Here is a 24995-nt window from a genome sequence, read left to right on the forward strand (position 1 = left end):
CTCCTCGATACGGGAGAATAGGCCGGGAGCGCGGCAGTCAGGCCCGCGCTCCCGGAAACGGATCAAGGCCAAAAAAAGGCGCAAGCCCCAGGATCAGGCTTCATCAGCTTCCGCGCCTTCCTTGAATTTGTCTTTCCGCATGTGGTGGCGCTCTATGGCGGAAAGCGCCGATTTCCTGAGCCTGAGGCTCTTGGGAGTCACCTCTAAAAGCTCGTCCTCCCTTATGAACTGAAGGGCGCGCTCAAGGGTCATGGGGCGGATGGATGTGAGCACCACATGCTCGTCCTTTCCCGAAGCCCGCATGTTGGTGAGCTTTTTTTCCTTGCACGGGTTGACGTTGATGTCGTTTTCCCGGTTGTGCTCGCCTATTATCATTCCCTCGTAAACAGGGTCCGTGGGAACGATGAAGAGCCGACCGCGCGGCTCCAGGTTGAAAAGTGCGTAGGCCACCGCGCTTCCCTGGCGGTCAGACACAAGCGAGCCGGAAAAACGCGTCACGAAGTCCCCCCGGTATTCCTCGTAGCCTTCCAGGATGGAATTCATGATGCCGGTGCCCTTGGTGTCGGTCATGAATTCGTCCCGATAACCGATGAGGGCGCGGGAGGGCACGGAAAACTCCATCCTGGCCCGGCCTGAACCGTTCATCACCATGTTTTTCATGATGCCCTTGCGGGCCGCGATTTTTTCGGTGACGATTCCGGCGAATTCCTCGTTGCAGTCAATGTAGAGGTATTCGATGGGTTCGAGCTTTTTCCCGTCTCTTTGTTTGAAGATGACCTGGGGCCGTCCCACGGTGAGCTCGAAGCCCTCCCGGCGCATGGTTTCCACCAGGATGGCCATCTGGAACTCGCCCCTGCCGTTTACTATGAAGCTTTCCCCGTCATCGCTCCGCCTCATGGTGATGCCCACGTTGGAGAGGGTCTCCCGGCGGAGCCTTTCCTCTATTTTCGGGGCCTGCACGTACGCCCCCTCGCGCCCGGAAAAGGGTGAGGTGTTGGTGTAAAAGCTCATGGAGACAGTGGGTTCGTCCACCCGGATGCGCGGGAGCGCCAGGGGCGCTTCGCGGGTGCAGATAGTGTCGCCTATGGTGACGTCGTCCGCGCCCGAAAGCACAACGATGTCGCCGGGCGTGGCCTGGTCGGTCTCCACAAGATGAGGCCCGCGATAAACCTGGAGCTTGGATACCTTGAGATTGGCAAGGCGGTCGCCTTCGGATACACATACCAAATCCTGGCGGTTTTTGGCAAAGCCGTTTTTCACCCTGCCAACCGCGAGACGCCCAAGGTAGTCCGAGTAGCCGAGATCAACCACCAGCATCTGGAAGGGCAGGGCAGGGTCGTAGGATGGCGGAGGGAGCTTCTCCACTATGGCCTTGAAAAGGGGTTCGAGGTCGGTTCCCGGAATATCCGGGTCAGGGGTGGCCGTGCCTTCCCGGCCTATTGCATAGAGCACCGGGAAATCGAGCTGAAGGTCGGTGGCGTCGAGATCGATGAAAAGATCGTAAATTTCGTCAAGAACCTCGGCGGGGCGGGCGTCCTTTCGGTCGATCTTGTTGATGACCACGATCACCTTGAGCCCGGCCAGGAGGGTCTTTCTGAGCACGAACCGTGTCTGGGGCAGGGGGCCTTCGGAGGCGTCCACCAGAAGAATGGCGCCGTCGGCCATGTTGAGCGCCCGCTCCACCTCCCCGCCGAAGTCCGCGTGGCCGGGGGTGTCGATTATGTTGATGCGCACGCCGCCGTATTCCACCGAGCAGTTCTTGGCCGCGATGGTGATGCCGCGCTCGCGCTCCAGCTCCATGTTGTCCAGGAGGCGCTCGACAACCTCTGCCCCTTCCCGGAACTGGCCGGTCTGCCTGAACATTGCGTCAACAAGGGTGGTCTTGCCGTGATCTACGTGGGCGATGATGGCCACGTTTCTGAGGTTGGGATTCGTACTCATTTCAGACATTTGAAAAAAACCTTTCAATACCTGCGACAGCCCTTGAGGGGCGAAACCGCAAAAAATGGAAAAAACATAAAAACCGCGCCGAAAAAAAAGTGCGCCCGTGCCGCTATAGCCGAAAACCATTGCAATACGCAACAAGGCCGACAGGTTTTTTTCGCAGAAAAGTGGTACTGAGGGCTTTAAGGCGTTTTTACGATTGTTGCGATCCGGTCGCGGGGCCTTATTGACAGCCTTTACAGGCTTTGTTAAAGAAGCTATTTCAAGTTGGAAAAATTCTTTGCCCGATTATTGTGGCCTAAAATCGGCGAAGCAGGCCGGAACGGCCACGAACCCATAAAGAGCGAGGTCTTTGACGCCATGTCCGACAACGATGATCTTACCATAGGCATCGAAATCATGCCGGGCGAAGCCACCCCCGCCCGGGGCATTATCATTCCCCAAGACTCCATCCCCATGGAGGGGGCCACCGGCCTTTCCAGCGAGGACGTGGCGCGCATCTCTGCGGAAATCGCCGCCAGCGTGCGCGAGATGATCATGGAGAGGATCGAGCACATAATCAGCCACGCGGTTACCGAGGCCGTCGAGGCCCAGCTCAAGCAGTACATCATCGAGCCCTGACCAACCGCCCCTGGTTATCGGACTTTTTAATAGGTTTTTTTGCAGTAATTTACGGGGATCGTATTCATGATCCCCTTTTTTTTTTAGAGCTTATCCGCAAATTTGGTTGTAACACTTAAGATTGCGGATTCGCCCAACCAGCAAGGCGCGCCCCTTACGGAATAGCGAGCTATTTCGCAAGGAGCGCAAAACAGTTGGAAGGGACGAAGACGCAATCGAATGTAAAGATTATTTACGGATACGCTCTTAACCATAAAGCGCACAACGAAAGGTTTGCCGCGCCTTTTGCGGCAAGACGGATGAAGAAATGAGCCAGGACGCCCAGCTTGAAAAAGGGTACGAGCCCCGTGACGTGGAAGCAAGGTGGTATGAATTCTGGGAAAAGGAAGGACTCTTTGCGGCGGACCCCCAAAAGGGCGGCCCCGCCTACTCCATAGTCATTCCGCCTCCCAACGTGACGGGCGTCCTGCACATGGGCCACGCCTTGAACGTCACGCTTCAGGACATCCTGTGCCGTTTTCACCGTTCAAAGGGCTATAACGTCCTGTGGATGCCCGGCACCGACCACGCAGGAATCGCCACTCAAAACGTTGTTGAAAGAAAGCTCGCCGAAGAGGGAACCAGCCGCCACAACCTTGGCCGGGAAGCCTTCATTGAGCGGGTATGGGAATGGCGCAAGCAGTACGGCGGAGCCATCATAAGCCAGTTGAAGCGCATGGGAGCCATGTGCGACTGGAGCCGGGAGCGCTTCACCATGGACGCGGGCTTGTCCAAGGCCGTGCGCCGGGTCTTCGTGGACCTATATAATGAAGGGCTCATCTACAGGGGCGACTACATCATCAACTGGTGCCCGCGCTGCCACACCGCCCTTGCGGACCTTGAGGTGGAACACGAGGAGCTTGACGGCCACCTCTACCACATCCGGTATCCCTTCGAGAGCGGCAAGGGCGGCCCTGTCGTTGCAACTACCAGGCCCGAAACCATGCTGGGCGACACCGCAGTGGCCGTGAATCCCAAGGACAGCCGCTACACGAATGCCGTGGGCAAAAACGTCATCCTGCCCCTCATGAACCGCGCCATTCCGGTTATAGCCGACGACTACGTGGACCCGTCCTTCGGAACAGGGGCGTTAAAGGTCACCCCGGCCCACGATCCCAACGACTTCACCCTTGGAACCCGTCACGATCTTCCTTATGTGAAGGTGATAGGCGACGACGGGCGCATGACCGAAGACGCCGGGGCTTACGCCGGCCTTGACCGCTACGAGTGCCGCAAAAAGGTGGTGGAGGACCTGAAAGCCGCCGGGCTCCTGGTGAAGATCGAGCCCCACAGGCACGGCGTGGGCCACTGCTACCGCTGCAAGACCGTGGTGGAGCCCAACCTTTCCAAGCAGTGGTTCGTGAAGGCGGGGCCCCTTGCGGAAGCGGCCCTGAAGGTGGTCAAAGATGGTAAAATCCGCATAGTGCCCGAAATCTGGACCAAGAACTACTACGACTGGCTGGAGAACATCCGGGACTGGTGCATAAGCCGCCAGATATGGTGGGGGCACCGCATTCCGGCCTGGACCTGCGAGTCCTGCGGCGAGCTTTCGGTCTCCATGGAAGACCTCACCCAATGCCCCTCCTGCGGAAAAGACACGGTGACCCAGGACTCCGACGTGCTGGACACATGGTTCTCGTCGGCCCTGTGGCCCTTTTCCACCATGGGCTGGCCCGACGACACGCCGGAGATGAAGACCTACTACCCCACAGCCGTCCTTGTCACGGGATTTGACATCCTGTTTTTCTGGGTTGCGCGCATGGTGATGATGGGCCTTCATTTCGCGGGCGACGTGCCATTTAAAGACGTTTACATCCACGCCCTGGTACGCGATGCCGAGGGCAAGAAGATGAGCAAGTCCAAGGGGAACGTAATAGACCCGGTGGAGGTCATCGACACCTACGGCACCGACGCCTTCCGCTTCACACTGGCTGCCTTCGCGGCCCAGGGCCGCGACATCAAGATGGACTTAAAAAGGGTGGATGGCTACCGGCACTTCATCAACAAGCTCTGGAACGCGGCCCGGTTCGTGCTTTCGCACCTTGCGGCCCACCCCGAGGCCGCCACCGCAACGCCCGCGCCCCAGACCCTTTGCGACTGTTGGATTCTCTCGCGCCTCTCGCGCCTCATAACGGACGTTTCCGAAAACCTTAACGCCTACCACTTCAACGAGGCTGCGGGCGCACTGTACCGCTTCACCTGGCACGAGCTGTGCGACTGGTACCTGGAGGCAATCAAGCCCGTTCTCTACGACAAGGAGGGAATCTACGACAAGGCGGCCACGGTCACCGTGCTGGCGCGGGTTTTCAAGGACCTTCTGGTGCTGCTGCATCCATTCATACCCTTCGTCACCGAGGAAATCTGGCAGAAGTTTCCGGGAACCGACGGCTCCATCATGAACGCGGCTTATCCGGCATCCACGGACCCTGAGTCGGGACTGGTTCCCGATCCCGAAGCGGAAGCCGACATGGAGATTGTGATGGGCGTAATCACGGCTGTGAGGAACATTCGCGGCGAAATGAACATTCCGCCCGGCGCTGCTCTCACAGTGGCGGTCCACGCCACCGACGAAATGGCCGTGGAGGTCCTTTCCGAGCAGGACGGCATCATAAAGGCCCTGGCTAAAATTGCCGATCTCGACGTGGGGCTTGAGAGGGAGCGGCCCAGGGGTGCGGCCTTTGCCGCAGTATCCGGCCACGGTGTTTATGTAATGCTTGAAGGAGTTATTGATCTTACCAAGGAAATAGATAGGTTATCCAAAGAGATCGGCAAGCTCACCAAGGAGCTTGTGGGCATGAACAAAAAACTTTCCAGCGAGGATTTCCTGGGCAAGGCCCCCAAAAACATCGTGGAAAAGGTGAGGGCCGAACAGGAGGAAATCCTTCAGAAGGTGGAGCGCCTGGAGACCACCATGGGCAAGCTGACAGCCTTGAGCAAGGGTTGACAGGCTGTCCACAAGCGCGAATTGCTGTGTCAGGTTTTGGGAGACTTTTGCATTATCCTGTTGGGTGGTTGAAGTTCGAGACGCGGGTTCACCTGAAATTTTTTTTCAAGGATTTGACATGCCGGATAATTTTCACGACCCCTTCCGAACCCCGGAAATCCACGCGGGCGGCCTGATAGCCCGGCTGGTGGAACTGGCGCTCGATGAGGACATCGGCCCCGGCGACCTCACCACCGAGGCCACGATGGGGCCTTGCGATACCGGCAAGGCGGTGATTCTTGCGGGAGAGCCTCTGGTTGTGGCCGGGCTTTTCGTGGCGGAACGGGTGTTTTCGGTCCTGGATGAAAAGGTCGGATTCCGGCATGTCGCCAAGGACGGCGATTACGTTCAAAAGGGCGAGGTGCTCGCCGAAATTTCAGGGCGGATGCGGCCCCTCCTCACCGGCGAGCGCACGGCTCTCAATTTCCTTCAAAGGCTCTCAGGAGTCGCCACCCACGTAAGGAAGTTCATGGCGGATGTGCCGCCTGGAAGCCTCAAGGTTCTGGACACCAGGAAAACCACGCCCGGATTCCGGGTCTTGGAAAAATACGCGGTGCGCGTGGGCGGCGGCTCCAATCACCGCATGGGCCTTTACGACGGGGTGCTCATAAAGGACAACCACGTTACGGCCTGCGGCGGGGTGGCCGAGGCGGTGCGGCGAGTGCGGCGGGTTAGCCCCCACACCATAAAGATAGAGGTGGAGGCCGACACCCTGGAACAGGTGGCCGAAGCCCTGGAAGCGGGCGCTGACGCCATTCTGCTCGATAACATGGACGACGCCACAATCGGGCAGGCCGTTGCGATCAACAAGGGCAGAGCGCTTCTGGAGGTTTCGGGCGGCATAACCGCCTCCCGCCTCGCGGCCCTGTCAACATTGGGCGTGGACATGGCATCGGCGGGGGCCCTCACCCACGCGGCAATAAGCGTTGACATTAAAATGGACATCCTCTGAAGGAGCCACCCATGCGCGTAGGAATCCTTAAGGAAATCAAGGCCGAGGAAAACCGGGTTTCCATGACTCCGGCTGGAGCGGAAGTTCTTGCGGGCCACGGGCACGAGGTGTGGGTCGAGGCCGGGGCAGGGGCGGGCAGCGGTTTTTTGGATTCCGAGTACCTCGAAGCCGGGGCCGTGATCAAAGACACCCCGAAGGAAATTTTCGAATACTGCGAAATGGTGATGCACGTGAAGGAGCCCCTGCCGCCGGAGTACGACCTTCTGCGGCCCGGCCAGATTCTTTTCACCTATCTCCATCTTGCGGCTGCGGAAAAACTCACGCGGGTTCTCATCGACAGCAAAAGCGTCTCTATAGCCTACGAAACCGTGAAAAAGGCCGACGGCTCGCTTCCGCTTCTAACCCCCATGAGCGAGGTCGCCGGGCGCATGGCCATCCAGCAGGGAGCCAAGTACCTGGAAATGGCGGCGGGCGGCGGCGGAATCCTTCTGGGCGGCGTTCCCGGAGTCGATCCCGGAAAGGTGGTGGTGATAGGCGCGGGCGTGGTGGGTGTGAACGCGGCCCGCATGGCCTGCGGCCTTGGCGCGCGGGTCTTTCTCATGGATACCAGCCTGGACCGCCTTCGCCGGGTGGCAGAGGTCATGCCCGCCAACTGTTTCACCCTCTTTGCCAGCCCCTCGGCCATAAGAAGGCACATAGCCGACGCCGACGTGGTGGTGGGCGCGGTCCTCCTGGTGGGGGCCAAGGCTCCCAGGCTCATCACCCGCGACATGCTGAAAACCATGAAAAAGGGCGCGGTGCTCGTTGATGTTGCCATCGACCAGGGCGGCTGCTTCGAGACCTCGCGTCCCACCACCCACAACGACCCGGTTTACATAGTGGACAGCGTGGTCCATTACTGCGTGGCCAACATGCCGGGAGCCGTGGCCAAGACCAGCACCCAGGCCCTCACCAACGCGACCCTTCCCTACGCCCTTGAAATCGCCGACAAGGGCTGGAAAAGGGCCTGCGCCGAAAACCCCGAAATCCGCGAAGGGGCCAACGTGATCATGGGCCACGTCACCTGCCCCGGCGTCGCCGAACTCCAACGAATTCTATCGTGACCCGCATGACCGATTGATACAGATCATTATCCTTTCCTCTTGCTGATTCCATCACAATCCCAAATTTTTTCGCATTTGAATTCATAAGTATCTTGACAGGCGTGAAAATTTTTTATATAGAATATTTAGTTTAATCTAAACAAACTAAACTTACAAGGAAACGAAAAAAATGAGTTCTCAAAATGATGAGGCAAAAAAACACTTCATACAGGCTGTTTCACGCATTGCCGGTTTTTGGGGATTCCCCAAGGCAATGGGGGCGGTTTACGGGGCCGTTTACCTTGCCCCCGAGCCTGTAAATCTGGATGAGTTGGTAAGCCTCACAGAGGTCACAAAAGGGGCGGTATCAACCCACGTCCGCGCCCTTGAACGCCTGAAAATGGTGAGAAAGGAGCTGCGGCTCGGCGACCGCAAGGATTACTACGTACCGGAAACCGATTTCTGGCAGATCGTTAAAAACATTTTGGCGGAAAGGGAACAACGGGAGTTTGATCTGGCAATTTCTGCGGTGGGGGAGAGCCTGGAAATGGTTCGCATTAAAGATGGGCATTCCTCGGATAAGGAACGTGATTTCCTCTCCAGCCGCCTTGAAGCCGTGAAAACCTTTTTTGACCAGATAGACGGCATCGTAAGGGTGATGATCTCAATAGAAAGCTCCGGGCTTGCCTCTGTGGCTGCATCTTTTACCGGGAAAGGAAACGCAAATGCATAACGACGGACTGTACGTTGTCACAGGCGCATTCGGATATTCTGGAAAATATATAGCCCTAAGGCTTCTTAAAAAAGGAGCGAAGGTGCGAACCATTACGGATTCGCCCGACCGTCTGAACCCCTTTGGCGGGTTGGTCGAGGCGGCGCCTTTCAATTTTGGTGAACCGGATAAGCTTGCGGCCTCGCTTTCCGGAGCCAAAGTTCTCTACAACACCTACTGGGTCAGGTTCAATTCGCTCACCGGCTCCGCGAAATTTTCCCACTCCGAGGCAGTACGGAACACCTTGATTCTTTTTAACGCAGCGCAAAAGGCGGGGGTTAAAAGGATTGTTCACGTCAGCATCACCAATCCCGATAAAAATTCCACTCTGGAATATTTCAGAGGAAAGGCGGTTCTGGAACAAGCACTTGTGAATTCGGGAATTTCCTACTCGATCCTAAGACCTGCTGTTCTTTTCGGCCAGGAGGACATCCTTATAAACAATATCGCCTGGATGTTGCGCAAATTTCCGGTATTCGGCCTTTTCGGGGAGGGCTCCTACCGCCTACAACCCATTTTCGTGGACGATCTTGCGCGCCTCGCAGTGGAACAGGGCGGACACCAAGGCAACACGATAATTGACGCCATTGGTCCGGAAACTTTTTCATACCGCAATCTTGTGTCCGAAATCGGTTCCATTATCGGAAAGCGGCGGCCAATAGTCCCCCTTCCGCCGTGGCTGTGCCATCTCGTCTCCCTTGCAGTGGGAAAGCTGATGAAGGACGTGCTTGTGACAAAGGAGGAAATCGAAGGGCTCATGGACGATCTGCTTTATGTTGACTCCCCGCCAGCCGGATCGACCCGGCTGACTGACTGGGCGAAGGAAAACCGGGACAGGCTTGGAATCAGATACGCCAGCGAGCTTGCCAGAAGGCGCGACCGTAAAACGGCATATTGAGATTTCAAATGTTAAAGAAATATATACACTTCAAGCCGGTATAAGCTTTTAGGAAAAAAGCCGGAAACTTCGCGGTGTGGAGCGGTGTCTTGTTGCGTTAATGCAACACCTGCTTTCCTCATGCGGCCCAGGGCGTTTCCCGTTGAAAAAGTCAAACATCTTAACATCTTGTTTCAAAAGGCATAAAATATAATCTTCCGGGTTTTGGCCCATCCGGCACGGGTGATGCATTGATAATTCGGGCGTGGAAGCCGTGGGGCGGGTTCATTCCACGTCAGGGCGGTGGATGCATTGAAAACGTTTGGATCATCGAAGGGCGGCGGCATGGCGTTAAAATCCGAAAAAGTGGTGATAGCGCCCATAGGCGTCATCGAATCCGTTCACGTCGAGGCCGACAAAACCCCCATTCAGCCGGTTTTCGCAAGGGGCGTGAAGGGCCGCGCCGTGGTCTTTCCCGAATACGCGGAAGAGCTTGACGGCATCGAGGAATTCACCCACATCATCCTGATATACCACTTCCACCAGGCCGGGCCGTCGGCCCTGACGGTAAGGCCCTTTCTGGAGGATGTCGAAAAGGGCGTTTTCGCCACCCGCCATCCCAAAAGGCCCTCCGGCCTGGGGCTTTCGATGGTGAGACTGACCGCTCGTGAAGGAAATGTGCTGCTGCTCGAAGACGTTGACATCCTTGACGGCACGCCCCTTCTGGACATAAAACCCTGGGTCGCCAAGTTCGACCGTCCCTTTGACGCGGGAAGCGGGTGGGTTGACAATGTTGACGAACAAACCATGAAACAGCGTGGAAGGCGGAATTTTGCCGGGAACGGCGGAAATTCCGATAGCGGGGAAAAATCATGATAATCGCCGTAACGGGCGCAAGAGGGGCCGGAGCGACCTTTGTCGCGGCCAATCTTGCGGGAGCCTCGCTTTCGCCCGTGACTCTTTTGGATATGGATGTTTCAAAACCGTGTTGCGCGGATTTCATACGTGCCGAAAAAATCGCATCCGAGCCGGTCTTCGTTCCGGTTCCAAGGATTGACGCGGCCCTGTGCGACTCCTGCGGCGAATGCGTGGCCGCCTGTTATTACAAGGCCCTTCGGCCCTTCAGGGGCGCGCCCCAGGTTTTTCCGGCCCTTTGCCACAGCGGCGGAGCGTGCCGAAGGGCCTGCCCCACAGGGGCCATAACCCTGGCGGCAAGGCTCATCGGAGCCGTTGAAACAGGAGTTTCCGGCAACATTTTCCTGGTTTCCGGCAAAATGAGCGACCACGAGCACATGGGGCGGATTCTCGAAAAATCCATCAGGAAATTTGCCGAGCCCGGCGGGCTCACCATAATGGACTGTCCGCCGGACGCCTTTCCAAACCCCCTCGAATGCGACGTGATGCTGTGGGTGGCGGAGCCTTCGCCGCGCGGGATTTACGAGCTTTCCCGTTCTCTGTTGAAAGCGCGGGAAAAACGCCTTCCCTTCGGGGTGGTTGTGAACAGGTCGGGCGCGGGAGATGGCCGGATTGAAAGGCTTTGCCGGAAGGCCAGGGTCCCGGTTTTTCTGAGCATTCCGGATAGCCCTGGCATTTCGGCTGCGATATCGGAAAACAGGCTCCTTGTGGATGATCTTCCGCGATTGCGTCTGAGTTTCCGCCAAATGCTCCTTTCCGCCAAAAACCAGGCCCGGCGGCCTTCCAGGCTCTTTCTGATGGGGCCTTCTGTGCACGAGGGCGACATCGCGGCCCTGGCGTCCTGACATCAGGGACCGTTAGCGGAAATTTTCATAACCCGCCTTAAAAATCATGAAACGGCGCATTCGGCGACCCAAGGCCGGACGCGCCGTTTTTTTGTCCCTGCGTCATTCAAAATTCCCGTTCCGAAAATCGGTCTCCTGCCTGATGCAGATATTGTTGCATCGCTCGTTGCCAGAATGCAACATCGGCTGAGTCTTCCTTCAAAATTTTCCCGCCAATTTTGCCTAACTATCATGATTTAAAGCTTTTTCGATTTTAGGCACGCTTCATGCTCTAAAGTCCGTCAGGAGGATGAAGCGATGAACGCCATCATCATCAAAAACGACGGAACCATCAGGCATCCCGAAAAAAAACAGGGGGCGGACATACTGTCCTGCCTGGGTATGCCCGTTGTTTTGGAGCGGGGTTTCACCCTGGCTGGTTTTTTTCGCCTTATCAAAAATCATCCCGACCTGGCCCGGTTGAACGACATATTGCCTGATCTCGCGGAAACCCTGGGCGGGCCGGAGAGCCCCGCGCCGCGAAGGCAATGGTGAAGGTGAACTGCGCGGCCCTTCCCGACAATCTTCTGGAATCGGAGATGTTCGGCTACGTGAAGGGGGCCTTCACCGGGGCGGACAGGGACAAGCCGGGTCGCTTCCAGGAGGCCGACGGCGGAACCATATTTCTGGATGAAATCGGCGACATGCCCGTAGCTCTCCAGGCCAAGCTCCTCCGGGTCCTGGAGGACAAGGAGTTCTACCCCCTTGGAGGCCGCCGGGTGGTTAAGGTGGACGTCCGGATAATCTCCGCCACCAACAGGGGCCTCTGCGACATGGTTAAGGAAAAAACCTTCAGGGAGGACCTTTATTACCGCCTGAATGTCATGCGCCTTTCGATTCCGGCCCTCGCCGAACGCCGGAGCGACCTACCACTTCTGATCAGCCACATCATGAAGCGACTGGCCATTGCGCGCAAGCTGGAGGCGCTCAAGATCACCGGCCCTGCGATGGAGATTCTGCTCAACCACGATTATCCGGGAAACGTGCGGGAGATGGAAAACATCCTGGAACACGCCGCAATAATCTGCAGGGGGGAGGAAATCGCCCCAAGGCACCTTCCGCTTTATCTTCAAAAGGATGAAAAAAGGGAGCCTTCGCCGGAAACCTGTGCGCCGACCCTTGAAAAAAGCATGGACGATCACGAAAAATCGGCCATTTCCGGGGCTCTTGAAAATTGCCGGGGAAACAGGGGCAAGGCGGCCAGGCTTTTGGGAATGGACCGGTCAACGCTGTGGCGCAAGATGAAAAAACATGGAATCGCGGGGGACTGAAAACAGGATGACTGAAAAATCCGGGCGGCTTATTCTGGTGGTGGACGACGAACCGGACATGCGGACCTTCGTAAGCACGGTTCTTGAGACGTCGGGCTTTCGGGTGTCCGTTGCGGGAGACGGCGAAACAGCCCTTTTAACGGCTGTGGCCGATCCCCCGGACATTATCATTCTGGATGTGATGATGCCGGGCATCGAAGAGGGCCTTGCCGCTTACCGGAACCTGCGCACCCACAGGCTCCTTTCAAAGGTCCCGGTGGTCATGCTTTCGGCAATCGCCAAAAAAACCTTTTTCCATAAGATAAAAAGTCTCGCCCCGGAAGCCGGATGCAACGTTGCCGAGCCTGACGCCTACCTGGAAAAACCCCCCGAAGCCGAAGACATCATAGCCCTTACTGAAAAAATTCTCGCCCGCTGATCATGCCGGTAGAATACCCTTTTTAAGAATCCTCCCCGAAACCGGGCGCGGTTCTTCCCAAAAAGCGCAAAAGCCCGTCCAGGGCGGTGAGCGGGTGGGGGGGGCAGCCGGGGATGTAAAGATCGACCGGCAAAAGAGAGCCCGCACCATTATTCGCTTCGGGATGATCGGCAAAAGGCCCGCCGCTTATGGCGCACGAGCCGCAGGCGATGACCACCCTTGGCTCAGGCAGGGCCTCGTAGGTTTTTTGAAGCGCAAGGGCCATGTTGGCGGTTACGGGGCCGGTGACCAGAAGGCCGTCCGCGTGGCGAGGGGATGCCACGAACTGGATGCCGAAGCGTCCCATGTCCCAGGCGGGCGTACCCAGAACGTTCACGTCAGCTTCGCAGGCGTTGCAGCCGCCCGCCGAAACCTGCCGTAGTTTAAGCGAGCGGCTGAAATATTTTTTCGCCATCACGGATACCGCATCTGCGCTCTTTTGAGAACCCTCCGCAATGACGAGGTCCTCCCGCCGCGCCGCCGCAAGCTGATGGTTTCGGGTGAAAACGATCGACTTATGGGGGCAGGCCCCGGAACAGGCTCCGCAGAAAAGGCACCGGCCCGTGTCTATGGTTACGCCCCCGTCCTTCCTTCGCCCGATGGCGTTCACCGGGCAGGCGGAAAGGCAGATATCGCATTTGTCGGGACATGGCCCGTTTATCACCGGGCGGCCCTGGAACATGTCCGGCAAGGCGGGCAGAGGGCCTTTCGGATATTTGAACGTGCGGTGCTTCTGCGCAAGTCTTGCCCTTAAAATGTCCAGCATGGCTTTTCCTTTTGTATCGCGGGAGTGAAATTTGTTTACAGGTCATGCCCGCAATAGGAAAGATTGAAACTTTTGTTGCACAGGGGAAAGTCCGAAATCTGCTGCCCTCGAAGAACCTGGGCCAGGCCGAACCAGTTGTGGAACGAAGGGTCCACCACCTTGTAAAAGGCGAACCTGCCCTCGCGGTTCGTGGCCGCCACGTGGCAGATTTCCCCCCGCCAGCCCTCGGTGAGGGCAACGGCAAGGCTGTCGGGCGCAAGGACCCCAGGGGCCTTCACAAATCCGCCGCCGATGGGGGACTTTAGCTGTCTTCTGATGAAGCCTATGGACTGCTCGATTTCGAGTTTGCGGACGTAGGCCCTGGCAAAGCAGTCGCCCGTGTGAAAGGTGGACACGGGCAGTGAATCGAACCTGTAGGCCGAATACGGCAGGCGCACCCGAACATCCCGTGAAAGTCCGCAGGCGCGGGCGGCTGGTCCCACAAGCCCTATCAGCCGAGCCGTTTCAGCCGAAAGCCCCCCGACCCCCTCCAGGCGGGCCAGGGCCGAGGACGCCCCGAAAAAGATCGAGATCGCCGATTCCAGGTCTTTTTCCACGTCGTCCAGGCGCGTGAGCAGGGTCTTCCTTCGATCCGCATCGAGGTCGAACCGCACCCCGCCCGGCGTTAAGAGGTTCCTCCCGAAACGGTTGCCGCAGATGAGGGCGGTGAGGTTTAAGATGTCGCCCCTGATGCGCCCGCAGTAATTCTGGGTGGGCAGAAATCCAATGTCGCCCGCAAGTGCCCCAAGGTCGCCCGTGTGGTTGGCCATGCGCTCCAGTTCGGCGGCCACGGCCCTTATCGAATCGGCTGCGGGTGGAACCTGTGCCCCCGAAAGGGCCTCCAGAACCGAGCAATAGGCCGTGGAGTGGCCGATGCTGGTGTCTCCCGCGAGGGTCTGCATGTAATGGATGGTGCGGGCGTCGGGGCCGAGTTCCACCGCGCGTTCGACGCCCCGGTGCTGGTAGCCTAAGGAAATTTCCAGGTGATACACCGTTTCGCCGTGGCACTGAAAACGGAAATGGCCGGGCTCTATGACCCCCGCGTGAACCGGCCCCACCGCCACCTCGTGAACCTCCGCGCCGTGCATGGAAAAAAAATCCGTGACGCCGATCTGGCCGGTCTTGCCTCCAACGCGGGAGGGCTCGAAGCGGATGGGTTTGAGCCAGGGATGACCGAAGGGCATGATGCCGTACTGTTCGTGGATTTCCCGCTCGAACCAGTGCGCGCAAGGGCAATCGGCGGTTATGGACGGATAAATTTTTCCGATCTCGGCTGCCGCTATCCCAAGCTGTTCCCGCGCTGCATCGCATAAAACCGCGTAGAGCCGGAATTTGTCGCCGAAAGGCCTTGCGAACAGGGCGGAAAGGATGTCGCCGTGGCCGAGCCTTTCTATGACCAGTTCACGGAAGGAGTCCACGGGAAGCGCCGGAACCTCGGAAAGCGGCGCGGCCTCGCCGTTATATACGCGAAGGATGGAATCGGTCATCACATGCCTCCGCCCAGGGCGGCAGCCGCCTCGCTCAAGAGATTCCGCAAAGGAGGCGGCACCCAAAGCCCCAGCGCGAGTACGCAAAAAATAAGGACCACCGGACCTGCTACGGAAAAAAAGGATTCGCGGACCTTCATTATTGGCGGGTTCGCGGCCACCAGAGGTTGGCCGTAGGCCATACGCATGGCGGCCCAGATTATTCCGGCAAAGGCCAGGACAAGCGCCGCAAGATAAGCACCTGCCACCCAGTAGCGGCCTCCGGCAAGCGCCCCTTTTAAAATCGTAAGCTCGCTTGCGAACAGGCCGAAAGGCGGCGAACCCGTCACGGCCAGAATCCCCGCGAGCCACAAAACCCCGCTCACGGGCATCACCCCCAAAAGCCCCCTGGTGTCCTTGGTGATCTTGCTCTGGTACACAGCCAGGATGTTTCCCGCAACCATGAAGAGAGCGGCCTTTACCAGGGAATGATTCACCGCGTGAAGCATGGCTCCGAACCCGGCCACTCCTCCCACGCCCACGCCCACAGCCATCACTCCCACATGCTCCACGCTTGAATAGGCCAGCATTCGCTTGTAGTCGCTCTGGGAAATCAGCAGCATTGCGGCCCATACCATTGATATGAGGCCGAACAGAACCAGCCTGTCCCTTGCGAACTGGCCAAGGCCCGCAGCCTCCATGATGGTGTAAACCCTCAGTATAGCCAAAAACGCGCAGTTCAAAAGCGCCCCGGACAAGAGCGCGGACACCGGCGACGGGGCCTCGCTGTGGGCGTCCGGCAGCCATGAATGCATGGGAGCCAGGCCCATTTTGGTTCCGTATCCAACGAGCATCAGAAGAAAGGCGGCCTTGAGCCATTCCGGCGAAAGCCTGGCCGCGTGTTCCACAAGGACAGGCAGCAGAAGGTTCAGTTCCCCGCCGGATAAAGAGCGCGTGGCCATGGCGAGAAAGAAGTTGCCCAGAAGGGCCAGGGAGATCCCCACCGAGCAGATGAGCAGGTATTTCCAGGCAGCCTCCAGGCTCCTGTGGTGGCGGTGATGATAGATAAGGGGGGCGCTGGCCAGCGTTGTGGCCTCCACCGCGACCCACAGCACGCCAAGGTGCCGGGAAACTGTCACCGTGGTCATGGACGCCAGAAACAGAAGCAGGCAGCCGACGAAAACCGCGTCAGGGCGGTTCTCGAACTGGTAGCCTTCCAGATAGTCGTTGATGGGAGCCTTTCGGGAAGGGGCCAGATAGAAGATCGAATAGATGGCCACCGAAAGGAAAAGAAGGCTCGCTATGCTCAAAAATAGGAGGGACGCGGAGTCGACGGCAAGCCAGCCCGACGCCGCCGTAAAGGGCAGGGGCATGATCCACGCGGCCATCACCAGCAGAAAATGAAGTGCAGCCGCTCCGGTGAGAAGAAAGAGTCCGGCGCGGCCCGATTTCAGGAAAAAGGCGAAAAAGCCGCAAAGGGCGGGAACCAGTATCAAGGCCCAGATCATGTTCGTCAGTCTTTCAAGTCCGACAGATCGCCGGTGTCGATGTCGTCGAATTCCCTGTTTATATGATAAATCATGATTCCCATGACAAATACCGCCGCGAAAACATCAAGAAGCACCCCGGTCTGAACCAGCCATGACTCCTGAATGGCGAAGGCCACGCCGAAAAGGTAGATGCTGTTTTCCATGGTGAGAAAGCCCAGAACCTGGGTGATGGCCTTTTTTCTGGCCACGATGAGAAAAAGCCCGGTAAGCATGGTGAAAAGCGTAACCGGCACCAGAAGCTGCGTGGCCTCGCCCAGTGGCACCCTGAGGGGCCGCATGGCCAGAAAGCTCGCCACCAGCATTCCGACGCCTATGAGGACCGAAAATGTGTAGCCCACGAAAGGCTGCATCTCCTGCACCACGCCGGTCTCGCTCATGGCCCTCTTCACGAGCCCCGGAAGCACGATGGCCTTCACCAGGGTGACCAGGACAATCAGAAGCGGCACCCAGGTCCATGAAAAGCCGTGGGTGAGAATCGCCAGCACTCCGATAACGAGGGCCTGAAAGGCAACTGTGCGGACGCATGCGCCAAGCTGGCTTGCGCCCAAGAGCCTGAAATTCAAGAGCACCAGAAGGATCGTCATGGCTTCATAAAAGGATTGCATGAAAGCTCACCTCAAAACGTTGAACAGCGCAAGGAAAGACAGTACGCCTGAGGCCACCAGCAACTGGGGCACCCTTACCAGCTTGAGCCTCGCCATCGTCGATTCTATGACACCCACCAGAACGGCCATGAGAAAAAGCCCTGAAAGCCCGGCCAGAAGGTCCAAGCCGGGGTTTAAGGAACGCAGGGGCAGGGACATGGAAACCAGGATGGAGCCCAGAATCCAGAACTTCACAGCCGACGCGTACTCGATGAAGGCAAGGTCCACTCCGCAGTGGTCCAGGATCATGACCTCGTGGATCATGGTAAGCTCAAGGTGCGTGGTGGGGTCGTCAACCGGGATGCGGGCGTTTTCGGCAAGAAGCACCACCAGAAGCGCCAGGGAAACCAGGATCAGGGTGGCCGGGCCGCCGTTGACGGTCATCCCGTCCCAGGCCGTGGCGCACATGTCGGTTAGAGAAAAGGAGTGAACCATCGCAGCCACCGCAGCCAGGCCCACGATGAGGGTTACCTCGGCCAAGGCGGAAAACTGCACCTCCCGGCTTGCTCCCATGCCCTCGAAGGCGGAGCCGGTGTCCAGGGCGGCGGTCACGAAAAAGAACCGCGAAAGCCCAAGGGAGTAGGCCAGAAAAACCAGGTCGCCCGAAAAGGACAAAAGGGCGGGAACCCCGCAAAGGGGGGTCACCGCAAGGGCTGCCAGCACCGAGGCCAGCTCGATGGATGGGGCCGCGCGGAAAATCCAGCTCGTTGTGCGGCTGTAAACGGCTCCCTTGCGCAGGAGCTTTACGAGATCATAGTAAGGCTGAAGAACCGGCGGGCCGTTCCGGCCTCCGAAAAAGGCCTTTGTCCGGTTTATTACGGAATAAAGAAGCGGGCTTAAAAGGAGAGCCAGAAAAAAGTTGAGTATTTGCCAGGTCATTTTTTAATGAGCCTTACCATCTTGTTGAAAATGCCGTACTCAAGGCCTGGATATCAGCCTGATCAAAAACGATGAAATGCGAAGGTTGGCAAGCCTAAAAGAAGGGAGCGTACGCTTTTGTACGTGACCGACTTTTAGGCGATGCCTGACACAGCAGTTCGCGTTTTTGGACAGGCTGTCACCACAGGTTCCAGAAAAGCATGATGAGAATGGCTATCACTATGTAAAGGATGTAAAGATTGGTCCGCCCCTGCTGGAGCCGCCGGAAAAGGCCGGCCAGCCTTGAGACGAACATCACCGCCGGCCCGTAGGCCCTTTTCACGAAGATGTCGTCCGTGTGGGTGTGCAAAGACGCCCCGGCGGGAAAAAGTCCTTCCGGCTGCTCGATCTCGGTCCGGGTGCCCAGTAAAATTCCGAACATGCCGACTATGGGCCGGGCAAAGGAGGATGCGGTGTACTGCATCCTTTCGTTGGGCGCGGCGTAACCGCAATCCCAGGTAAGACTTTCTTGTACGGAGCGGTTTTTTAGAAGGCCGCCGCGCAGGAAGAAAAAGAAAGCCGCCAGCCCCCCCATGCAAAGGGCCATGATGCTTATGCCTGCGGCAAAACCATCGAGCCCGCCAAGCGTTTCCGGGGTGACCGCGCCCGACGCCACCTGGGACGCAGCCGGCATAACCAGGCCCACCGCCAGAAAGGCCAGAGGCCCTATGGCCGCGCACAAAACGGCCAGCGTTATCATGGGCCAAAGCATGAGGCGGTTTGATTCGTGCGCTTTCGCGGCCTGCCCGGTACGGGGCTCGCCAAGAAAAACGATCCCGAAGGCCTTGGTGAAGCAGGCTGCGGCAAGGCCGCCTATAAGGGCCAGCCCGGCCACCGCCGCCAATCCGCCCCATGCAGCAGCGCCCTGGCTCATGCCGGTGAATCCTGCGGAGTAGATCAAAAATTCGCTGACAAAGCCGTTAAAGGGCGGCAGGGCGCTAATGGCCGCCGCTCCCACCAGAAAAACCGCCCCGGTCACGGGCATGCGCTTTATGAGTCCGCCCATGTGGTCTATCTCGCGGGTTCCGGTGGCGTGAAGCACGCTTCCGGCTCCCATGAACAAAAGGCTTTTGAACAGGCCGTGATTGATGACGTGCAAAAGCCCGCCGCAAAGCCCCAGGGCCGCCAGAGCCTGATTGCCCGAAGTGATCCCAAGAATCCCGATTCCAAGGCCCAAGGCTATGATGCCGATGTTTTCAACGCTGTGGTAGGCCAGAAGCCTTTTCAAGTCGTGCTGGGCAAGGGCGAACAGAACCCCGGCAACCCCCGAAATCACGCCTGTGGCAACCAATACCCAGCCCCACCAGGGAACGGGCGCGCCAAGAAAGGTCATCACCCTTAAAATGCCGTAAATGCCGGTTTTGATCATGACTCCGCTCATGAGGGCCGAAACGTGCGAAGGGGCCGCCGGGTGAGCTTCGGGAAGCCAGACGTGTAAGGGGGTGAAACCGGCCTTGACTCCGAAACCGATAAGGGCCGCCGCGAAAATGAACGTAGCCTCTGAACCCGTTGCCGCCAGACGGGAAAAATCCATGTCCCCCGCGTGACCCAACAGGAGGAACATAACGAGCAGAAAGGCGGTTCCGATGTGGGTGGCCACAAGGTATATCCATCCCGCGCGGCTGACTTCGTCTTTTTCATGGTCGTACATCACCAGAAAAAACGAGGCAAGGCTCATGGCCTCCCAGGCGGTGAGAAACAGGAAACCGTCCCTTGCCACCACCACCAGAAGCATGGATGCCATCAAAAGATTGTACCAGCACCAGCTCATGGCGATTTTGCCGTCACCGCTGTCCCTGCCGAGGTAGCCATGCCCGTAGACGGCGGCAAGAGCGCCCACGAGGCTTATGAGAAGGACGAAGAGGGTTGACAGAGGGTCCATGCCTATATGGAAGCTGCCTAGCGGCATGTCCCACCAAAGAGCGAGGTCGAGGCTCCCACCGTCTATAAAACAAGCGATCCCGGCGGCAAAGGCCGCTGCGGAGCCCAAGGCGGCGGCCAGCGGACCAATCGTGGCCAGCCGGGTGCGGCCCCATAGAGCGGAAGCCAAAGCGCCTATAACCAGAATTGCAAGGGAAACAAGGATTAGCGACACGTTTTCACGTCCCTTCCGTTTCGGGCGGCAGGCTCTTTATCAAGGCGTCGATCACCCCGGCCTCCGAAAGTATTTCCGAAACACCGGCCCTTTTGGAAATCGCGTCTTTGAACCCGGCCTTCTGAAGGGCGAAGGAAAGCCTGGCCAGAAGGCGCAGATGCCCGGAAATGGTCGGGCTGACTATGGTGAAAAGGGCGTGGACGGGCAGGCCGTCAATGGAGTCCAGCAAAAGCGGGGTAGAAAGGAAGCAAAGGGAAACAACGGGCGATTTGATGTGGATTACGACGGGGTTCTGAACGTGGGGAATCGCGACGCCGCCGCCTATTCCCGTTGCGCCCAGCGATTCGCGGGCCAGGAGGACCTCTTTGAGGTTGCCTCTTTCTTCGGGGCCGGGCAGGGGCAGGAGCCGGACAAGCTCCGAGCACAGGGCCGCCTTGTCTTTTATCGACGCCAGGGTGTGGATTCCGCCCGATTCCAGCGCCTCCCGCAATTCATAAAAACCGGCCAGACCGTCCTCCCTGAATATTTCAAGGGGAAGCGGCACCCGGTTGGACGTGGCCCATTCCAGAAGTTCTATCCTGTTGAACCGGTATTGGTCGTTAATCCGGTGGGCGGGCAGTTTTTGCCCGGAAATCCACCGGTAAACGGCCTTTTCCGAAACACCGAAAAGAGTAGCAACATCCCGGACAACCAGCTTCATGACTTATCCCGCCAAGTATCAGGGCCACGAGAAATCTTCCTCAAGAGCATGGTTTCTACTTCAACGGTTACTTTGGTGTCAATTCAATTTCAAGCCGGGCATCTTCATGAAAAAAGAAAAAGCGGCCCGGAAATGCTCCCGGCGCCGCTTTCTCTTTTTACCTTAGCCTGTAAGTCCGTTTCCGCAAAATTATGCGGAGGGCTGCCTCAAGTCCTTCCTGAGGATTTTACCCACGTTGCTCTTCGGCAGCTCGGTGCGGAACTCGAAATACTTGGGTATCTTGTATCCGGTGAAGTTTTCCTTGCAGTAGGCTCTAAGCTCTTCCTCGGTGAGGGACTGGTCTTTCTTCACCACGAAAAGCTTCACGGCCTCGCCGCTCTTGGCGTCTGCAACGCCGATGGCCGCAGCTTCAAGAACCTTGGGATGGCCCACCATCACTTCCTCGATCTCGTTGGGATACACGTTGAAGCCCGAAACCAGGATCATGTCCTTTTTGCGGTCAACCAGCTTCACGTAACCCTTTTCCGTCATGAATCCCATGTCGCCGGTCTTGAAAAAACCGTCTGCGGTCATGACCTTGGCGGTTTCCTCCGGCCTCTGCCAGTATCCCTTCATGACCTGGGGGCCCTTGATGCAGATTTCGCCCACCTGGCCCTGGGGCACTTCCACGGCGTTGTCGTCCCTTATGCTGACCTCGGTGGAGGGAATGGGAAGGCCGATGAAGCCCGTGTAGTCGGGAATGGTCATGGGGTTCATGCAGGCTGCGGGCGAGGTCTCGGTAAGGCCGTAGGCCTCCACCAGGGTGGTTCCGGTGATTTCCTTCCACTTGCGGGCGACCGGCTCCTGAACCGCCATGCCGCCGCCCAGGGCGACCTTCAGGTGCGAGAAATCGAGGTTCTTGAAATCCTCGTTGTTGATAAGGGCGTTGAAGAGCGTGTTGACGCCTGTCATGGAAGTGAACTTCCACTTTTTCAGTTCCTTGACGAAATTGGGGATGTCGCGGGGGTTGGTGATGAGCACGTTCAGCGCGCCTATGGACGAGAAGATCAGGCAGTTGGCCGTGAGGCTGAATATATGGTAGAGGGGCAGGGGCGTAATCATGATCTCCTTGCCCTCCTCGATGTAATTGCCTATCCACGCCCCGGCCTGGAGCACGTTGGCCACGATGTTCTCGTGAACCAGGATCGCGCCCTTGGAAACGCCGGTGGTGCCGCCGGTGTACTGCAGAAAGGCGATGTCCGAAAGTTTGACCGCTGCGGGCCGGAAGGTGCGCTCGTCGCCCCTGGACAGGGCCTCCTTGAAGGAGACGGAACCGGGCAGGCTCCAGTCGGGCACCATCTTTTTCACGTACTTGATGACGGTGTTGACGATGAATGCCTTGGGGAATCCCAGCATGTCGCCGATGCTGGTTACGATGACCTGCTTAAGGTCGGTCTTGTCAACTATCTTCTGAAGCACGGAAGCGGAGTTGGCGAAGATTACGATGGCCTTGGCCCCTGAATCCTTCAACTGGTGCTCAAGCTCGCGCGCGGTGTAGAGCGGGTTCACGTTCACCGCAACCATTCCGGCGGCCAGAATTCCGAAAAGGGCTATGGGGTACTGGAGGATGTTGGGCATCATGAGGGCGACCCGGTCGCCCGGCTGGAGCTTCAATTCGTTCTGCAGGTAGCTTCCGAACTTTTTGCTCATGACGGAAAGTTCGTTGTAGGTGATGCTTTTCCCCATCTGGTGAAAGGCGGGCAGGGTGCCGAACTTGGCGAAGGCTTTTTCCATGATGTCGGGAATGGAGCTGTACTTTGAAAGATCGATCTCAGCAGGTACTCCTTCGGTGTATTCCTTGAGCCAGATTTTTTCCATTTTGAATCCTTTCCGTTGGGTTTGGTTTATTGGGGCGAAAAAAAACAAAAAATTCAGGGCTGGTCAGGCAACCGGCCCGAATTGCGGGAAAATCAGACTGGCATTAATCGGAGCATGGTTCTTTTCCATTTTAAGGGAATCTGGCCAAGAGGAGAAATGCTTCAATCCTCCTCCGGCATTTTTGGGAGATCGAAAAATGGAAATACAACCTGCTGCCCGTGATATTAAGCGGAGCATGGTTCTTTTCCGTTTTAATGGAACCTGGCCGAGGGGCGAAACACTAGAAGCCTGCTCCTACGTCGTTTTTGGGAGTTCAAAAAATGGAATTAAACCCTGCTCCCAGTAATAACAAGAATTTATAGCATACCAAAAACCAATTGACTACTGCAAGGCGTTTTGTAAGAAAAATTTGAGTAATTGAACGATTTCGGAGAGGATATGAAAAGTTTGCAGCCTAACGCCTACCGGTGAATTGTTATATTACGGAGCCAGGACACGGATGATTCCCCTGTGTTGTCCGAATCGTTCATGACTGCGAGCGAGGCTCCGGCTGGCGGTTCGCTCCCGAAGGCCTCGCGGTAATCCGAAAGAACGTCCACGCTTTCGTCAATCCATCTGCCGACCCTCAATTTTCCGGCTTCGAGAATCACCATTTTGGCGCTGGCGGTGTAAGGGTTGGTGATGATGCGCTTTTCCTGGGCCCTGTTGGCCCAGATGTACAGGAGGGCGCTGTGGGGAGGGTATTCACCGTAGATTTTCCTGGCCGCGCCGTATTTCAGTTTCTGCCATGTCGCGGCCTTGGCGGGATCGTAGCGGAACATCACGTAAACCCTTATGGGGTAATCATCGCCGGATTTTTTGGTGGCGTCGCCCTTGTCGTAAACCCGGCTGATCTTCCAGGACCACGAAAGTTTCGGATACCGGAAAACGTCGTATTCCCTGGTAAGGCGGATGGCCGAGGCGGACTTGTCGCTTCGGGCAAGAAGGGTGGGGACTCCGTCAGATACAACCGCCTCATAGGTGCTGTGACGCTTGATCTTGGGAAAAAACACCGGAGTCCAGGCATCAAGCGAGAGAAACATTTCCCTGTGGAAAACTTCCGGCACCGGCTCGCCGCACAATCCCTTCGGGACGCCGGGGCAGGCAAGGGCGGCGGTTATCAGCAAAAGCGAAAAAAACTTTTTCCCAAGCCTTAAACGCCTTTCAGATGGGTCCATGCGCCGCCTTCGTCAGCCCGGTAGCCTTTTTCACGGGCGGGCCTCTATTATGTTCATGTGTTCCGCGCCGGAACTTTTCGGAAGAAAGACCCTTCCCGGAAAATCCTTCGCCGCGTGTATCGAAACCCTTGAGAAACCGGCGTCATGAAAGGCCGCTTTTGCCTTTTGGTCGGAATCGAAATGAAAATGCATCCTTCCCCTCACGGTAATCCCCACCAGGCCCTTCCACAGGAGAAGATATATCCTTCGCCCCGGGCCCGGAATGTTCTGGTTGTTGTCGGTAAAATACACGCTTTGGGGATTGCCTTTGAGAATATATGCAAGACGCCGCCAGAAATCCGATATCGTGGGGGCGTCAAAGTAACAGGTCACGCCCTCGGTTATTACGGCAATAGGAAGATTGGGGTCAAAATGCCTTTGAATCGTGCTTTCAAGGCTTGATTCGCCATCTTTTTCCAAAATGTTGCAGAAAATCACCTCGTGCCCGGACCCAAGCAGACCGGCTTTCAAAAGAGCCGCCTTTTTTTCAGTGGCCATTGCCGGAAGGTCGGCTTCAACGTATTTAAGGCCGTCCTTCCCGTATTCCTGCATGAACTTGAATCCCCTGGGGCTAAATCCGCAGCCGATTTCAAGAACCTGTTTGAGCCCCTTTTCCTCGATATCCCTGCGAAGAAGATGGTCGATCATGAGGTGCCGCTGCAAAAGCCTGGTTTCCAGGTCGGTGACGCCAAGGAGATTCCTTGCGCACCACATGACAGGTGTTAGGGCCGTGTACATGGCCCGGCCCCGGATGGTGGAAAATGCCTTGTGGGACAGGCCGTTTTTCACCCAGGTGTAACCGGTCTGGTAGGCGGTTATGCTGACGCGGGAAGTGTCGGTTTCAGGATCGGATTTCGGCATGACAGAAAAGCCCGTTTCAGGGGATTGAAAATTCTTCGCTGGTTTT

Annotated in this window: 22 protein-coding genes; 11 read left to right on the forward strand and 11 right to left on the reverse strand. The window is 57.4% G+C overall.

From position 1 onward, the window contains the following. Nucleotides 1–93 precede the first annotated feature (93 nt). The gene (typA, locus tag HZB23_07425) at nucleotides 94–1950 is read right to left on the reverse strand and encodes a translational GTPase TypA (protein ID MBI5844481.1); all 1857 of its coding nucleotides are present in this window, start codon (nucleotides 1948–1950) and stop codon (nucleotides 94–96) included. A 261-nt stretch (nucleotides 1951–2211) separates the two neighbouring features. Between typA and HZB23_07430 the strand changes: the two genes are divergently transcribed. From HZB23_07430 to HZB23_07480, 11 genes are all read left to right on the forward strand, one after another. Beyond that, the gene (locus HZB23_07430; protein MBI5844482.1) at nucleotides 2212–2565 is read left to right on the forward strand and encodes a hypothetical protein; all 354 of its coding nucleotides are present in this window, start codon (nucleotides 2212–2214) and stop codon (nucleotides 2563–2565) included. 307 nt (nucleotides 2566–2872) lie between these two features. Next, on the forward strand, nucleotides 2873–5548 hold the full coding sequence (locus HZB23_07435) for a valine--tRNA ligase (GenBank protein ID MBI5844483.1): 2676 nt from the start codon (nucleotides 2873–2875) through the stop codon (nucleotides 5546–5548). Nucleotides 5549–5666: 118 nt separating this feature from the next. After that, nucleotides 5667–6539 carry a carboxylating nicotinate-nucleotide diphosphorylase gene (gene nadC, locus HZB23_07440; protein ID MBI5844484.1) on the forward strand — a complete coding sequence of 291 codons (873 nt, stop codon included), beginning with the start codon at nucleotides 5667–5669 and terminating at the stop codon, nucleotides 6537–6539. Between the two features lie 11 nt (nucleotides 6540–6550). Further along, nucleotides 6551–7642 (forward strand): alanine dehydrogenase, encoded by a 1092-nt coding sequence (gene ald / locus HZB23_07445; GenBank protein ID MBI5844485.1) that lies wholly within the window; start codon nucleotides 6551–6553, stop codon nucleotides 7640–7642. Between the two features lie 169 nt (nucleotides 7643–7811). Then, nucleotides 7812–8354, forward strand: a complete 543-nt coding sequence (locus tag HZB23_07450; GenBank protein ID MBI5844486.1) for a hypothetical protein — start codon at nucleotides 7812–7814, stop codon at nucleotides 8352–8354. After that, nucleotides 8347–9291 (forward strand): NAD(P)H-binding protein, encoded by a 945-nt coding sequence (locus HZB23_07455; GenBank protein ID MBI5844487.1) that lies wholly within the window; start codon nucleotides 8347–8349, stop codon nucleotides 9289–9291. The genes HZB23_07450 and HZB23_07455 overlap by 8 nt, the downstream gene beginning before the upstream one ends. A gap of 324 nt (nucleotides 9292–9615) precedes the next feature. Then, nucleotides 9616–10146 carry a tRNA (N6-threonylcarbamoyladenosine(37)-N6)-methyltransferase TrmO gene (gene tsaA / locus HZB23_07460; GenBank protein ID MBI5844488.1) on the forward strand — a complete coding sequence of 177 codons (531 nt, stop codon included), beginning with the start codon at nucleotides 9616–9618 and terminating at the stop codon, nucleotides 10144–10146. Next, a complete protein-coding gene (locus HZB23_07465) occupies nucleotides 10143–11030 on the forward strand; it encodes a 4Fe-4S binding protein (GenBank protein ID MBI5844489.1) in 888 nt (295 codons plus the stop codon). The genes tsaA and HZB23_07465 overlap by 4 nt, the downstream gene beginning before the upstream one ends. A gap of 297 nt (nucleotides 11031–11327) precedes the next feature. Next, on the forward strand, nucleotides 11328–11564 hold the full coding sequence (locus HZB23_07470; protein ID MBI5844490.1) for a hypothetical protein: 237 nt from the start codon (nucleotides 11328–11330) through the stop codon (nucleotides 11562–11564). Further along, the gene (locus HZB23_07475) at nucleotides 11558–12340 is read left to right on the forward strand and encodes a sigma 54-interacting transcriptional regulator (GenBank protein ID MBI5844491.1); all 783 of its coding nucleotides are present in this window, start codon (nucleotides 11558–11560) and stop codon (nucleotides 12338–12340) included. Before HZB23_07470 ends, HZB23_07475 begins: the two co-directional genes overlap by 7 nt. A 7-nt stretch (nucleotides 12341–12347) precedes the next feature. Then, nucleotides 12348–12758, forward strand: a complete 411-nt coding sequence (locus HZB23_07480) for a response regulator (GenBank protein ID MBI5844492.1) — start codon at nucleotides 12348–12350, stop codon at nucleotides 12756–12758. Between the two features lie 22 nt (nucleotides 12759–12780). On the opposite strand, the gene nuoB is transcribed toward HZB23_07480, so the two are convergent. The 10 genes from nuoB to HZB23_07530 all read right to left on the reverse strand — a co-directional run bounded on the left by nuoB (nucleotide 12781) and on the right by HZB23_07530 (nucleotide 24949). Next, the gene (gene nuoB, locus HZB23_07485; protein ID MBI5844493.1) at nucleotides 12781–13563 is read right to left on the reverse strand and encodes an NADH-quinone oxidoreductase subunit NuoB; all 783 of its coding nucleotides are present in this window, start codon (nucleotides 13561–13563) and stop codon (nucleotides 12781–12783) included. Between the two features lie 35 nt (nucleotides 13564–13598). Next, a complete protein-coding gene (locus HZB23_07490) occupies nucleotides 13599–15089 on the reverse strand; it encodes an NADH-quinone oxidoreductase subunit C (GenBank protein ID MBI5844494.1) in 1491 nt (496 codons plus the stop codon). After that, entirely contained in the window at nucleotides 15089–16576 is a 1488-nt protein-coding gene (locus tag HZB23_07495) for an NADH dehydrogenase FAD-containing subunit (GenBank protein MBI5844495.1), read from the reverse strand. Before HZB23_07495 ends, HZB23_07490 begins: the two co-directional genes overlap by 1 nt. Nucleotides 16577–16581: 5 nt before the next feature. Next, a complete protein-coding gene (locus tag HZB23_07500) occupies nucleotides 16582–17223 on the reverse strand; it encodes a hydrogenase (protein ID MBI5844496.1) in 642 nt (213 codons plus the stop codon). A gap of 6 nt (nucleotides 17224–17229) precedes the next feature. Continuing rightward, nucleotides 17230–18141, reverse strand: coding sequence for an NADH-quinone oxidoreductase subunit H (locus HZB23_07505; protein MBI5844497.1), 912 nt, complete (start codon nucleotides 18139–18141; stop codon nucleotides 17230–17232). A gap of 178 nt (nucleotides 18142–18319) precedes the next feature. Beyond that, entirely contained in the window at nucleotides 18320–20275 is a 1956-nt protein-coding gene (locus HZB23_07510) for a hypothetical protein (protein ID MBI5844498.1), read from the reverse strand. A gap of 4 nt (nucleotides 20276–20279) precedes the next feature. Next, complete coding sequence (locus HZB23_07515; GenBank protein MBI5844499.1) at nucleotides 20280–20975, reverse strand: PTS sugar transporter subunit IIA; 696 nt, start codon at nucleotides 20973–20975, stop codon at nucleotides 20280–20282. Nucleotides 20976–21164: 189 nt separating this feature from the next. Beyond that, nucleotides 21165–22832 (reverse strand): long-chain-fatty-acid--CoA ligase, encoded by a 1668-nt coding sequence (locus tag HZB23_07520; GenBank protein MBI5844500.1) that lies wholly within the window; start codon nucleotides 22830–22832, stop codon nucleotides 21165–21167. A 461-nt stretch (nucleotides 22833–23293) separates the two neighbouring features. Then, nucleotides 23294–24049: a DUF3047 domain-containing protein gene (locus HZB23_07525; protein ID MBI5844501.1), complete on the reverse strand. Its 756-nt coding sequence runs from the start codon at nucleotides 24047–24049 to the stop codon at nucleotides 23294–23296. Nucleotides 24050–24079: 30 nt separating this feature from the next. Beyond that, nucleotides 24080–24949: a class I SAM-dependent methyltransferase gene (locus HZB23_07530; GenBank protein ID MBI5844502.1), complete on the reverse strand. Its 870-nt coding sequence runs from the start codon at nucleotides 24947–24949 to the stop codon at nucleotides 24080–24082. Nucleotides 24950–24995: the final 46 nt, after the last annotated feature.

Source organism: Deltaproteobacteria bacterium (assembly GCA_016235345.1).
Classification (GTDB): domain Bacteria; phylum Desulfobacterota; class Desulfobacteria; order Desulfobacterales; family Desulfatibacillaceae; genus JACRLG01.